At 42.0% G+C, this 13,945-nt stretch carries 14 protein-coding genes and 1 tRNA gene; 1 reads left to right on the forward strand and 14 read right to left on the reverse strand.

What is annotated here, in order from left to right; translation table 11 throughout:
• Nucleotides 1-7: 7 nt before the first annotated feature.
• From gpmI to ACQKL0_RS01205, 8 genes are all read right to left on the reverse strand, one after another.
• Nucleotides 8-1,543 carry a 2,3-bisphosphoglycerate-independent phosphoglycerate mutase gene (gene gpmI / locus ACQKL0_RS01170; RefSeq protein WP_402954490.1) on the reverse strand — a complete coding sequence of 512 codons (1,536 nt, stop codon included), beginning with the start codon at nt 1,541-1,543 and terminating at the stop codon, nt 8-10.
• On the reverse strand, nt 1,536-2,297 hold the full coding sequence (gene tpiA, locus ACQKL0_RS01175; protein ID WP_402954493.1) for a triose-phosphate isomerase: 762 nt from the start codon (nt 2,295-2,297) through the stop codon (nt 1,536-1,538). The genes gpmI and tpiA overlap by 8 nt, the downstream gene beginning before the upstream one ends.
• A gap of 47 nt (nt 2,298-2,344) precedes the next feature.
• Entirely contained in the window at nt 2,345-3,529 is a 1,185-nt protein-coding gene (locus tag ACQKL0_RS01180) for a phosphoglycerate kinase (protein ID WP_402954496.1), read from the reverse strand.
• A gap of 200 nt (nt 3,530-3,729) precedes the next feature.
• Nucleotides 3,730-4,737 (reverse strand): type I glyceraldehyde-3-phosphate dehydrogenase, encoded by a 1,008-nt coding sequence (gap, locus tag ACQKL0_RS01185; RefSeq protein ID WP_402870751.1) that lies wholly within the window; start codon nt 4,735-4,737, stop codon nt 3,730-3,732.
• Between the two features lie 35 nt (nt 4,738-4,772).
• Complete coding sequence (locus tag ACQKL0_RS01190) at nt 4,773-5,807, reverse strand: sugar-binding transcriptional regulator (RefSeq protein ID WP_402870748.1); 1,035 nt, start codon at nt 5,805-5,807, stop codon at nt 4,773-4,775.
• A gap of 138 nt (nt 5,808-5,945) precedes the next feature.
• Nucleotides 5,946-6,188, reverse strand: a complete 243-nt coding sequence (locus ACQKL0_RS01195) for a glutaredoxin family protein (protein ID WP_427685791.1) — start codon at nt 6,186-6,188, stop codon at nt 5,946-5,948.
• A gap of 15 nt (nt 6,189-6,203) precedes the next feature.
• Entirely contained in the window at nt 6,204-7,541 is a 1,338-nt protein-coding gene (rpoN, locus tag ACQKL0_RS01200) for an RNA polymerase factor sigma-54 (protein WP_427685793.1), read from the reverse strand.
• Nucleotides 7,542-7,799: 258 nt separating this feature from the next.
• Nucleotides 7,800-7,871, reverse strand: a tRNA-Arg gene (locus ACQKL0_RS01205).
• Nucleotides 7,872-8,160: 289 nt separating this feature from the next.
• Here ACQKL0_RS01205 and clpP point away from each other — a divergent pair.
• On the forward strand, nt 8,161-8,766 hold the full coding sequence (clpP, locus tag ACQKL0_RS01210; RefSeq protein WP_402870740.1) for an ATP-dependent Clp endopeptidase proteolytic subunit ClpP: 606 nt from the start codon (nt 8,161-8,163) through the stop codon (nt 8,764-8,766).
• A gap of 76 nt (nt 8,767-8,842) precedes the next feature.
• Here clpP and ACQKL0_RS01215 read toward each other — a convergent pair whose 3' ends face one another.
• From ACQKL0_RS01215 to trxB, 6 genes are all read right to left on the reverse strand, one after another.
• The gene (locus ACQKL0_RS01215) at nt 8,843-9,100 is read right to left on the reverse strand and encodes an HPr family phosphocarrier protein (protein WP_402870738.1); all 258 of its coding nucleotides are present in this window, start codon (nt 9,098-9,100) and stop codon (nt 8,843-8,845) included.
• 24 nt (nt 9,101-9,124) lie between these two features.
• Nucleotides 9,125-10,078 carry a DNA-binding protein WhiA gene (whiA, locus tag ACQKL0_RS01220; RefSeq protein ID WP_402870734.1) on the reverse strand — a complete coding sequence of 318 codons (954 nt, stop codon included), beginning with the start codon at nt 10,076-10,078 and terminating at the stop codon, nt 9,125-9,127.
• Between the two features lie 65 nt (nt 10,079-10,143).
• Nucleotides 10,144-11,124 (reverse strand): gluconeogenesis factor YvcK family protein, encoded by a 981-nt coding sequence (locus ACQKL0_RS01225; RefSeq protein ID WP_402954508.1) that lies wholly within the window; start codon nt 11,122-11,124, stop codon nt 10,144-10,146.
• Nucleotides 11,114-12,013: an RNase adapter RapZ gene (gene rapZ / locus ACQKL0_RS01230; protein WP_402954511.1), complete on the reverse strand. Its 900-nt coding sequence runs from the start codon at nt 12,011-12,013 to the stop codon at nt 11,114-11,116. The genes ACQKL0_RS01225 and rapZ overlap by 11 nt, the downstream gene beginning before the upstream one ends.
• 43 nt (nt 12,014-12,056) lie before the next feature.
• Entirely contained in the window at nt 12,057-12,515 is a 459-nt protein-coding gene (locus ACQKL0_RS01235; protein WP_402871330.1) for an 8-oxo-dGTP diphosphatase, read from the reverse strand.
• Between the two features lie 434 nt (nt 12,516-12,949).
• A complete protein-coding gene (trxB, locus tag ACQKL0_RS01240) occupies nt 12,950-13,900 on the reverse strand; it encodes a thioredoxin-disulfide reductase (RefSeq protein WP_403079749.1) in 951 nt (316 codons plus the stop codon).
• Nucleotides 13,901-13,945: the final 45 nt, after the last annotated feature.

Raw genomic sequence — 13,945 nt, forward strand, 5'->3', positions numbered from 1 at the left:
TGCTGTTTTATTTAGATAATAGGGATTTACCCGTCATTTCGACAGGTTTTTCAACTCCAAGCAAATCAAGCATCGTTGGAGCCAAATCACCTAGAATTCCACCTGTTCTTAATGTTACCTGATTTTTTGTGACAATGACAGGTACAGGGTTTGTTGTATGTGCTGTCATTGGGTTCCCTTCAAGCGTCACGACTTCATCGGCATTTCCGTGATCGGCCGTGATGATGGCTGTACCGCCCTTTGCAACGATTAGGTCGACAATCTTACCAAGGCATTCATCGACGGTTTCAATCGCTTTAATAGTAGGCTCTAGCATCCCTGAGTGACCAACCATATCCGGATTGGCAAAATTCAAGAGAATCGCATCAAAGCGGTCCGCCTCAATTTGCTCCAGCAAAGCATCCGTCACTTCATAGGCACTCATTTCAGGTTGAAGATCGTATGTAGCAACCTTTGGAGAATTAATTAGGATTCTCTCTTCGCCAGGAAACTTCTCTTCACGGCCACCGCTCATGAAAAATGTCACGTGTGGATATTTTTCCGTTTCTGCGATACGAAGCTGTGTAAGATTGTTTTGAGAAAGTACTTCTCCTATTGTATTATCAAGATTTGTCGGCTTAAAAGCAACATATCCGTCAACAGTTTCCGAGAAATGTGTCAAACAGACAAAATGAAGGTGCTCAGGATGTCCCGGACCACGATCGAATGAACGGAAGTCCTTGTTCGTGAACGTATTGGATATTTGAATGGCACGGTCTGGACGGAAGTTATAGAAAATAACGGCGTCTTCGTCCTGTATTGTCGCTACAGGCTTACCATCTTCAGCGGTAATGACAGAAGGAATCACGAACTCATCGAAAATACCATGTTCATACGAATCATCCACACACTCCATTGCCGAACCGTATGCTGGTCCATCTCCGTATACCATGGAACGGTATGATTTCTCCACGCGCTCCCATCGTTTATCTCGGTCCATCGAGTAATAACGTCCGGAAATGGTAGCGAATTGTCCTACACCAATTTCCTTCATTTTGGCTTCGGCATCTTTAATATACCCTTTTGCCGTTTTCGGTCCGACATCTCGGCCATCCAAAAATGCATGAACAAATACATCTTTGACGCCTTCTTTTGCTGCCAGCTTCAGAAGGGCATATAAATGCTCAATATGACTGTGTACGCCACCATCTGAAAGTAAACCGAACAAGTGAAGGGCCGTACCCTTTTCCTTGGCATGGGTCATGGCATCAAGTAATGTTGGGTTTTCCGCGAATTCGCCTTCACGAATGGCAAGATTGACACGCGTCAAGCTTTGATAGACGATCCGCCCTGCCCCGATATTCAAGTGTCCTACTTCAGAATTCCCCATTTGACCCGCAGGTAGACCAACCGCTTCCCCACTTGCAGTTAAATGCGAGTGAGGATATTGTTCCCAAAATCGATCGAAATTAGGCTTTTTTGCATGATAAACTGCATTTCCCTCTTCTTCTTTCCGGCATCCAAAGCCGTCTAAGATGATAAGAGCGACAGGCGATTTACTCATATTGACCAGCCTCCAACAATTGTAAAAATGAATCGGGTTTCAAGCTTGCGCCACCAACCAAAGCACCATCGATATCTGGTTGAGCCATATATTCCTTGATGTTTTCAGGTTTCACACTACCACCATATTGAATGCGGACCGCTTCTGCCGCTTCTTTAGAAAACTTGTCAGCCACAACTGAACGGATATGGGCACACACTTCATTGGCATCCTCAGCAGATGATGACTTGCCAGTTCCGATGGCCCAAATTGGTTCATAGGCGATGACCGTTTGTTTCAATTGATCTTCAGTTAGACCGGCAAGGCCTTTTTCAATCTGCCCTCCAACGAAATCATTGGTTTCCCCAGCTTCCCTTTGCTCAAGTGTTTCCCCACAGCAAACGATAGGTGTCAGGTTATGTTTAAAAGCGGCATGCACTTTCTTATTCACGGCTTCATCCGTTTCATTAAACATTTCACGGCGTTCAGAATGACCAAGGATGACATAGGAAACGCCGATATCAGCAAGGGAAATCGGGCTGATTTCTCCAGTGAATGCGCCATTTTCTTCATAGTGCATATTTTGTGCACCAATCTTCACATCAGTTCCTTGTGCTGATTGAACAAGTTGATTCAAAAATAATGCCGGAGCACAGACTACCGAATCAATCTTATCCGCTTTTGGAATTAGTGTATTGACTTCTTCTAAAAACCCGGTCGCTTCTGATAATGTTTTATTCATTTTCCAGTTACCTGCAATAATCGGTTTTCTCATTCGTTCTCCATCCCTTCTAGAGTTGTTATTTTCTCGGATTGTCATTCTTACTTATCGTTCAAAGCCACGACGCCTGGTAATTCCTTACCTTCCATGAACTCAAGAGAGGCACCGCCACCCGTTGAAATATGGGACATCTTCTCGGCAAGACCGAACTTCTCCGCTGCTGCCGCTGAATCGCCGCCGCCCACGATGCTGTATGTATCTTTTGCATCCGCTAAGGCTTCAGCAACCGCTCTCGTACCATTCGCAAATTTATCAAATTCAAAGACTCCCATCGGTCCGTTCCAAATGACCAACTTAGATCCTTTAATGACATCTGCAAAAAGTTCACTTGTTTTAGGTCCAATATCAAGACTCATTTTATCACTTGGGATTGAATCGATATCGACAATTTCCGTTTCCGCATCAGGAGAAAATTCCGCTGTAACGACCGCATCGATCGGCAAGTGCATTTTGACGCCTTTTTCCTTCGCACTTTCAATGAATGACTTGGCCAGTTCGATTTTATCTTCTTCCAATAACGACGTGCCAACTTCATGGCCTTGGGCTTTAATAAAGGTGTAACCCAATCCACCGCCAATTATCAAGTGATCCACTTTTTCTAAAAGATTTTCGATGACGCCGATTTTATCTTTCACTTTAGCTCCACCGATGATTGCGGTAAATGGACGATCAGGTTCGGATAATGCTTTTCCTAAAACGGAAAGTTCCTTTTCCATCAACAATCCGGCAACGGCTGGAAGATGGTGGGCAATTCCTTCTGTTGACGCATGGGCACGGTGAGCTGCCCCGAAAGCATCATTGACATAGACATCCGCAAGTTTAGCAAATTCCTTCGCCAATTCTGGATCATTCTTCTCTTCCCCAGGATAAAAGCGTACGTTTTCCAGCAATAGAAGCTCGCCATCCTTTAACCCTTCGATGATTGATTGTACAGCCTCTCCATATGCTTCATCAGCTCTCTGTACGTCTTTGCCGATCAGCTGGCTCAATCTTTCTGCAACAGGAGCTAAGCGTAATTCTTCTACAACTTGTCCCTTAGGACGACCAAGGTGACTGGCTAATATAACTTTTGCCCCTTGTTCGATTAAGTACGTGATAGTCGGTAATGCAGCCTTGATTCTCGTATCATCGGAAATCTTACCATCCTGCATCGGAACGTTGAAGTCCACTCGACAAAATACGCGTTTTCCTTTTAATTCAATATCTTTAATCGACTTTTTATTCATAATCCAAGAACCTCCTTAGATATGGTTACTATATTTTCCACTCTATTAGTAAAAAGGGAGTCAACGACTTTCCAACTCCCTTTTTCTCTTTTCCATTATAATCTGTAAACGGATAATTATCCAAAAACAAGCGTTTTTTATGCTGTTATAAAAAAAACCTCACCTTCGTGAGGTTTTTTACTATTTATAATTTAAGCGAATTACAGACCTTTTTTAGCAAGATATCCAATTAAGTCTACAACACGGTTAGAGTATCCTGTTTCATTATCATACCAAGATAATACTTTTACCATGTTACCTTCCATGACCATTGTAGAAAGCGCATCAATTGTAGAAGAAGATGGGTTTCCGTTATAGTCACCAGATACTAGTGGAAGTTCACTGTATTCAAGAATGCCTTTAAGTTCGCCTTCAGACGCTTTTTTGAACGCTGCATTTACTTCTTCAGCTGTCACGTCTTTTTCAAGTTCAGCCACTAAGTCCACTACAGACACGTTTGGTGTAGGTACACGCATTGCCATACCATTTAATTTTCCTTTTAACTCAGGAAGGACAAGCGCTACAGCTTTAGCTGCACCTGTTGTTGTCGGAATGATATTTTCAGCAGCTGCACGTGCACGGCGATAATCTTTATGAGGTAAATCTAGAATTTGTTGGTCATTTGTATATGAGTGAACAGTTGTCATCATTCCACGTTTAATACCAAATTGTTCTTGAAGGACTTTAGCAAAAGGAGCTAAGCAGTTTGTCGTACAAGATGCATTTGAAATAACGTGATGGTTTGCTGCGTCATATTTTTCTTCATTAACACCCATGACAATTGTAATATCTTCATCAGAGGCAGGAGCAGAGATGATGACTTTCTTCGCACCAGCTTCTAAATGTTTAGCTGCATCGGCACGTTTTGTAAAACGTCCTGTTGATTCAACAACAACTTCTACGCCAAGTTCGCCCCAACCTAATTGTGCTGGATCACGTTCAGCCAATACTTTGACTTTATGTCCATCAACTACCAGGTAATCCCCGTCCACTGTTACTTTCTCTTGTAGAGAACCATGAATGGAGTCATATTGTAGAAGGTGTGCCAACATATTAGCATCCGTTAAGTCGTTAATAGCGACGATGTCCACCTCTGGATTTTTTAATGCTGCGCGGAATACGTTACGTCCAATACGTCCAAAACCATTAATACCAACTTTTACTGTCATGAAAAATTCCTCCTCTTAAGTTCGAAAATATTTTATTAAAGGGTATGATATCCCTGAATTAACTCCATTGCTGCCGCCTCATCCGTAATCAAAACCGTGGATGAAGGAGCGCCTTTCATATAGGAACGGATTGCCTTCGCTTTAGTCTTTCCACCAGCGACAGTTATCACTCGCTTTTCTGGGCTAAGATCCTCTAATTGAATGCCGACGGTCAAGACTTTGTGGACAACAGTTCCATCTTCATCGTAATAATAACCAAACGCTTCACCTACAGCATTTCCATCATGTAGCTTTTTTAACATATCAGGTGTTGTATTTCTTCGCTTAGCCATCGCTAAAGCATCACCGATACCATGGATAATCATATCTGCAGATTTAATTTTAGTAATGACCTCTTTCATCGCAGGCTCCTTCATGAAGGAAGCATACGACTCATCGCTCAGTTGATCGGGTACATACAATACCCGGTATGATGCGCGAGCTTTATGTGCCATTTTTTCTACAATCGTGTTTGCTTGGTTCTGCGTTGCTTCACCAAGACCCCCTCGGGCTGGAACAAATGTCAATTGCATCGATGCTTCATCTGGTGATAAAGAATTGGCTACTTCGGCCATTGTCGACCCGCCAGTAACCGCTATGGTGTTTTTCATGCTCCATTCCCGCTTCATACGGTTTGCACAGGCTTTACCCAAATCTTTTTTTACCCAAGGCGATTCATCACAGTTTCCTGAGACGATAATGACCTCGTCAACCTGTAGCATTTCCTGCAATTGCCTCTCCATAATGTCTATACCCATTACTTCTCGCATTATTCCTTCCAATTTTTCCAGGATTTCAATCCCTTCTTCAGAAAGCAACATGCCAGAACTAAATATATTTATGAGGTTCTGACCTTTTAGAAAATCAATTTCACTTCGAAGGGTCCGCTCCGTCAAATTAAGGCTCACAGCCAGACTTCGCCTTCCCACTGGTTGCAACATTTTGATATAACGCAGGATATCATACCTTTTTTGCATAACCGAAAGGAAATCGGGCAATAATTTTCTTTGTACTTCGAGTAATGTATGCATGTTAAAACTCCTAATAAATCTTTATGGACATATTATGTCCCACATAGTCATTTTTTGTCCCACTTAAAATAAAAAAATATTCCTGCTACATACTTTATTCTAGCAGGAACGGAATGTTTCTTCAAATCATTTGATAGTTTATTTTTCCAAAAAGCTGCGAATCGTTGATATATCAACATTTCCGTACTGAATGATTCTTCCATCCTTCTCAATGACTGGAATCATTAACCCGTACTTTTCCAGTAGCGCATCATCAGAATGAATATCGATTTCTGCATAATGCAGGTCGGATTCCCGTTTTAATTCATCCAGGACCCGTTTTGCCTTTACACATAGCGGGCATTGTTCCCTGCTATACAAAATGAATGTCTTCTTTTCCACCGTTACTCATCCTTTTCAATCATATCTTTTTCGTTTAGACGAAGAGGGAATGCCCAGTTGCTCCCGGTACTTCGCTACGGTTCGCCGTGCCAGGATGATTCCCTTCTCTTCTTTTAACCAAGTCACCAAATCTTGATCGGAAAGCGGCTTTTGCTTATTTTCGTTTTGAATGGCTGCCTGCAGATACTTTTTCGCCTGCATGCCTGACATATCTTCCACATGGCCGACCGACTGCAAGGACGTAGTGAAAAATATCCTCATTTCTAATGTACCAAAAGGTGTTTGAACATATTTCCCTTTGACAGCCCGACTTACGGTGGACTCATGAATACCGATTTCGTCCGCGATCTCCTTCATCGTCATTGGCTTTAAATAATTCAGCCCATGAAGAAAGCAGGCAGGCTGCTTTTCGACGATCGTTTGCATGACCTTTAGTATGGTTTCCTTACGCTGTTGGATTCCTTTTGAAATCCATTGAAACTCCTGCCACTTGTCCTGAATGAAACGCTGTACACCTTGATCTTTGTAACTCTTCATTTGGTTCAGATACCCTTTATCTATATGTAGATTCGGCGAATTCCCATCTGAATTTCCGACTAGCAGGATACCATCGATGGCTTCCACGACTACATCCGGTACGATATAGGAAGGCTTTTCCTGAAAAAAGAGTGACCCGGGCCTTGGGTTCAATGTCTGGACATAATCAAGCACTTGTTGTATTTCCTTCAAAGAGACACAAATCTTCTTACTCAAGTCTTTCCAGCGCTTTTCCACGAACTCGAGGAAATAGTTTTCAAGGATGGACTCCGCCAGTGGATTCACCCCTTCTGCTTTTGCCTGAAGAAGGAGGCACTCCTGCAGGTTCCTTGCCCCTAGACCATGTGGCTCAAGCTCTTGTAACATTCCTAAGCTTTCTTCCAAAACGGCAGAAGACATACCGGGTTCACATATATCATCCAAATGAATCCGCAAATAACCATTTTCATCAAGGTTACGGATCAAGAACAATATAGCCTTTTGGTGTTCACCGGTTAGCTTTTGGTGATTTAATTGTGACATGACTTGCTGTTCAAGTGAAAATGTTTCCTCACTCAATTGTTCAATCCAATAGTTCGAGTCATACGTGTTTTTTATATGTTGTTTTCCTTTTTTACGATCATAGGTAGGTTGAAATAAAGCGGAAACTGGTTGTTCCAGGGATATTAGAGGATTTTCTTCCACTTTGTTTTCTAAAAAGGATGTAAGCTCTTGTGTGGAATACTGCAACAATGTAATAGATTGCATTAATTCCTGGGTCATAGCCATTTTTAATGTTTGCTGTTGAAAAAGACCTGCCTTCATGTTCATACTCATCGATTCATCCCTCCCCCATTCCATTTTACATGATTAGGAGATAATTCTACACAAAAATTTGGAAACGCTTACTTTTTTCTGGAATGGTATAGTCGTATTTTATATAGCATATGCTGAGGCAAAGCCCATCACGACTACTTTCCTGGAAATGACAAAGTTTCCTTGGAACAGATAAAAAATCGAGGATTTCAAACAAGAATCGAGTCTTTTTTCCATAAAAAAATCCCCTGCTTAATACATAAGCAGAAGATTTAGTAATGCCCTCGGCAGGAATCGAACCTGCATTTCAAGCTTCGGAGGCTTGCGTTCTATCCGTTGCACTACGAGGGCAGAATGGGAAGTTTGTTAACAACAGACTTAATTATATGATATAAACCGTTTGTTTGCAAGAGGCATTCAGGTTTAAAACCTTAATATATGGGTAGTATGGATAAAGTGGAAATTCATCCCTGAACGGCATAATTCAAATTAAATATAATTTGAAAGGAGCATTCATAGGAAATTGTCGAACGAATAATCAAATATCGGGTTTGTTTTGTTTGACCTTAATTGACCAAAAAGTGTATCATACATACATAAAGAATTTAAATGATTCTCTTAATCGAAGGAGGAAATGAACATGAATTTAATTCCTACAGTAATCGAACAAACAAGTCGTGGGGAGCGTGCCTACGATATTTATTCCCGTTTATTAAAGGACCGGATCATCATGCTTGGAAGTGCTATCGACGACAATGTATCCAATTCAATTGTCGCTCAATTACTATTCTTAGAAGCTGAAAATCCTGAAAAAGATATCACATTATACATCAACAGCCCAGGTGGAAGCATCACTTCCGGTATGGCTATCTATGATACGATGCAATATATCAAGCCTAATGTCTCTACTGTATGTATCGGTATGGCGGCTTCAATGGGTGCATTCCTATTGGCTGCTGGAGAAAAAGGAAAACGTTTTGCCCTTCCTAACAGTGAAGTCATGATTCACCAACCACTTGGAGGCGCACAAGGACAAGCAACGGAAATCGAGATTGCTGCCCGCCGTATCCTTCACTTGAAAGATAAATTGAACCAAATCTTAGCCGACCGTACTGGTCAACCTCTTGAAGTTCTTCAAAGAGATACAGAACGTGATAACTTCATGACTTCTGAGAGAGCTCTTGAATATGGCTTGATTGACAAAGTCATCACTCGTAGCCACCTTGATGAAAAGAAAGAATCTTAATACGAAACTGAACGGACTCTATTCGAGTCCGTTTTTTCTATAAAAAAAGGGATGCCGTGTAAGCATCCCATTTTTCTTATCCTTCTTGCTGTACGAATTCTACCAACGCTTCCATCGCATCTTGTTCGTCGCGACCGTCTACAATAAGCTTGATGGATACACCAGAACTAATGGCAAGGCTCATTAAACCCATGATGCTTTTTGCATTCACCTTTTTTCCTTCTTTTTCAAGGAAAACATCTGAATGAAAGCGGTTAGCCTCTTGAACGAAAAGAGCCGCCGGGCGGGCTTGTAAACCTGTCTTCAGTTTTACTTCTATTTGTTTTTCCACCATCTTGATCTCTCCATTTACACCTTATTATTTTTTCGCAGAAAAAGCTTCTCCCCCACGGAGTCTATCAGCTATTTCATCAATTTTTCGCAGTCTGTGATTAATGCCGGATTTGCTGATCGACCCACCAGAAACCATTTCACCCAGTTCCTTTAGGGTAATATCCTGAAAGGCGATCCGTAGCTCCGCGATTTCCCGTAACTTATCCGGCAAAATGCTTAGTCCCACCGTGTCTTCGATATAATGGATATTTTCAACTTGCCGCAGTGAAGCCCCAATCGTCTTATTCAAATTAGCAGTTTCACAATTTACGAGCCTATTGACGGAATTACGCATATCCCGGACAATTCGTACATCTTCAAATCTTAATAACGCTGAGTGCGCTCCAACAATGCTTAAGAACTCGGCAATTTTCTCGGCTTCTTTTAAATAAATGATATATCCCTTTTTTCGTTCAAGCGTCTTTGCCTTTAAATCAAACTTATTCATTAATTCACATAAGGCATCATTATGTTCTTTATAAAGAGAGAAAATTTCCAGGTGATAAGATGACGTTTCTGGATTATTGACCGAACCTCCAGCAAGGAAAGCACCTCTTATATACGAACGCTTACAGCATTTCTTCCCAACTATATTATCGGATATGTCATGGAGAATTTCAAATCCTTCTCCTAATATTTCTAAATCAGTCAAGATCCGCTGTCCTCCCGCTGACATCCTGACAATATACACGTTATTCTTTTTGAGTTTCATCTTCTTACGAACGAGCAATTCGACCTGGACCTCATAACTCTTTTTCAAAAGTGTATAGATCCTTCTGGCAATCGCCGCATTTTCCGTTTGTATATCCACGACAAGCTTACGATTCGAAAAGGAAAGGGATCCGTTCATCCGGATGAGCGCACACAACTCGGCTTTCACGCAACAATCCTTACTTTCCAACGTAGTCAGTTCTTTTTTTGTTTCCGAAGCAAAAGACATTCATTTCACCCCCAATTGAACATAGGTCATCTATTTTTTAGTCAAAAGACAGTCTCCACCTATATTTAAGGAGCTATATGACTTTCATGTATCAGCATATTATATAGTAAATCCGCCACCTTTTTGGTGTCATGGCGAATGACGTCCCCCTCAAAGCTGAAAATGTGCCCCTGTATGATTTCAAGGCCCATTCTTTTTAAACTCTCGACATCATACACAACCGGTTTTGCATACTCCGCATGATACCGTTGCTGAATTTCGGATGGTATTTCTTCAGCATTGACAAGAATGCGATCTATGTAGGCATTTCCCATGTGATCATATATCGCTTTTATATGGTCGCTCGCGCTATAATCCAGTGTCTCCCCTGCTTGGGTCATTAGATTGCAGATGTACACTTTCTTAGCTTTGGAGCGGGCGATTTCTTCTCCGATACCTGGAACAAGTAAATTAGGAAGGATGCTCGTGTATAAACTACCTGGACCAATCACAATCAGGTCGGCCTGCTTGATTGCCTGAATCGTTTCACTGAGCGGCTTTATGTGTTGAGGAGATAGAAATACTCTTTTTATCTTCTTGCCTGATAAGGGGATTTTCGACTCTCCCGTTACAATCGTTCCATCTTCCATTTCAGCATGAAGGACCACACTTTGGTTAGCAGCAGGAAGGACTTTGCCACGGACATTCAGGAACTTACTCATTTCCTGGATTGCATGGACAAAGTCCCCCGTCAATGAAGTCATGGCAGCAAGGATTAGATTCCCTAATGAATGACCGGACAATTCATTTTTACTTTGAAAACGGTGTTGAAACATCTGCTCGACAAGTGGCTCTACATCCGAGAGTGCCGCCAAGACATTACGGATATCACCTGGAGCAGGGATGTGCATATCTTCGCGGATACGACCGGAGCTTCCACCATCGTCAGCAACCGTCACGATTGCCGTTATATCTACTGGGTATTTCTTCAACCCCCTAAGTAGGACTGGAAGGCCCGTTCCCCCTCCAATGATCACTACTCTAGGCTGTTTCTCTTTATCTGGCATCTACTTTCCCCTTACTCTTTTCGATATCACGATGGGACACATGAACCGTATAGCTCTTTTGAAAAAAATTAGAAATGTATTCGGTCAAAGCTACAGAACGGTGCTGACCACCTGTACATCCAATCGCAATAACAAGCTGGGCTTTTCCTTCACGTTTATAATACGGAAGCATGAACGCAAGCAAATCCGTCAGCTTTTCTAGAAACTTTTGAGTCTCGCCCCATTTTAAAACGTAACTGGACACTTCCTTATCAAGGCCAGTCTTTGGTCTCATTTGATCGATATAGTATGGGTTAGGCAGAAAACGCACGTCAAACACAAGGTCCGCATCAATTGGCAAGCCATGTTTGAAACCGAAAGACATGACATTAACAGAAAATCCAACCTGTTTATCCTTTGAAAACTCAGACGCAATCTTTTCCCTTAATTCGCGTGGCTTCAGCTGGGACGTATTGAAAATTAACTGCGCCCGACCTTTTAATTCATCCAAAAGGTCCCGTTCCAATTTAATGCCCTCTAACGGCCGGTCCATCGGAGCTAATGGATGAGTCCTTCTCGTTTCTTTATATCGACGGACCAAAGCTTCATCATCCGCCTCAAGAAAGAGGATCCTAGGGGAGACCCATGATGTTTCCGTCAATTGATCCAAGGCAAGGAACAAGGAATCGAAAAATTCCCTCCCCCGTAAATCCATGACAAGGGCTACTTTATTCATCTTATTTCCAGAGTCTTTCATCAACTCCAAAAACTTTGGCAATAAAGCGGGCGGCAAATTATCGACGCAAAAAAAACCGAGGTCTTCAAAACTTTGAATAGCCACCGTCTTTCCTGCTCCTGACATTCCTGTTATGACGACCAACTGCGTATCATTCATCTGCCCATCACTCATTCTTTTCGCCCCCTGGAGTAGTAATTGCTTTTATAAATAATCATTAACCTGGATCAAGTCGATAGGAAAGTAACTTAAACTCGGGTGTATAGGTAAAGGTACCGTAGATTACTCCGCTTCCCTGAACCATATAATCTAGAATATGATAATCCCCTTCGGCCATGTCCAGTTTTTTAACATCTTCAATAGGGTGCCAAAATAGCTCGCCTTCTTCACACACATCCACATTGATGCCATCGGAATCAGTAGCAAAGAAAGTAAACATCATCCATTCGGATAATACTTTGTCTCCATCCTTCATAATAAAAGTGAAGATTCCTTTAATGGTGGGGTTTTTCAAGTAAACGCCCGTCTCTTCACGGTATTCCCTAATACAGGCATCCCGGATTGATTCACCAGGCTCCATCTTGCCGCCTGGGGCTACCCACCATCCACGTCTTGGTTTCTTTAATAAAAGGATCTTATTGTCCTTAACTAATACACAGTTTGTGACACGTTGCACGTTCTTCACCTCAAATTGGCCTATGCTCGACTATAGAAACTTCTCCTCTGACTTCCTTAGAGTATCCGTTCAATTCTTAAATCACCGCTAGACATCCATCTGGCGATTTACAAATGCTTATAGTACAAACAAGCTGTATTTTACATCTTACCTTATGATTAAACTATGTGTAGTATATCTTATCATTATACTATTTTTGAAATAAGCTAACAATAAAGGAAACTTCCTGGTTTGGTTGATTATTCATGACCACACAATCACTTTGTACCCATAACCCTCGTCCCCCATACAAAAAAAGACACAGATTCCTCTGTGCCCAACACGTTATATAATAAAGGGGGTCAATACTACCCTTACTATACCCAATCTTTATTGCATGGATGTTACAGCCTCGTTAAAACACAATGACGAAGTGTAAATTTTTGTATAAGCGGTTACGCTTTAATTTGCAACTTTTCTTTTAATTCTTCCACATAGTGCTGAACCGATTGTGCAGCGATACTACCGTCCCCAGTAGCCGTTACGATTTGGCGCAATGTTTTTTCACGAACGTCTCCAGCTGCAAAGATGCCTGGAACCCGTGTTTCCATTACATCGTTCGTCTCGATATAGCCTGTAGCATTCAAGATGCCCAGATTTTCAAAAGGCTTGGTTAAAGGAAGCATGCCGATATAGATGAATACTCCGTCTGCCTTTAGCTCTTTTTCTTCTCCGTTAGCCGTTGAAACAAGTGTGACACTACCGACTTTTCCGCTCTCTTCATTGATTTGCTTCAATGTATGATTCCAGATGAAGTCGATTTTTTCATTAGCGAACGCACGATCTTGAAGGATTTTCTGTGCACGAAGTTCGTCACGTCTATGAACGATCGTCACCTTAGAAGCGAAGCGAGTCAAGTAGACGCCCTCTTCAACAGCAGAGTCTCCTCCACCGATGACGAACAGTTCTTTCTCTTTAAAGAAAGCCCCATCACAGACAGCACAATAAGAAACACCGCGGCCACCCAACTCTTTTTCACCCGGGACGCCGATTTTCTTATACTCCGCACCTGAAGAAACGATGATAGAACGTGCTTTGAATTCCTTGGAGCCTGCTTTGATGGTTTTGTACTCTTCCCCATCAATGATTTCCTTAACATCTCCATAAGCGTATTCCGCACCGAATTTTTTAGCATGGTCAAACATTTTTGTGGATAGCTCAGGCCCAAGAATGGTGTCGAATCCTGGGTAGTTTTCGACTTCTTCCGTATTGGCCATCTGGCCTCCTGGCACTCCGCGTTCTAGCATCAATGTTGAAAGGTTCGCACGTGATGTATATACAGCAGCAGTCATCCCAGCAGGGCCCGCTCCGATAATCACAACGTCATAAATTTTTTCAGACATAATTCTCACTCCTTCATATTCCATTACAAATGGAACTTTCACTACGGT

This window comes from Peribacillus sp. NPDC097264 (genome assembly GCF_050277925.1).
GTDB lineage: Bacteria > Bacillota > Bacilli > Bacillales > DSM-1321 > Peribacillus.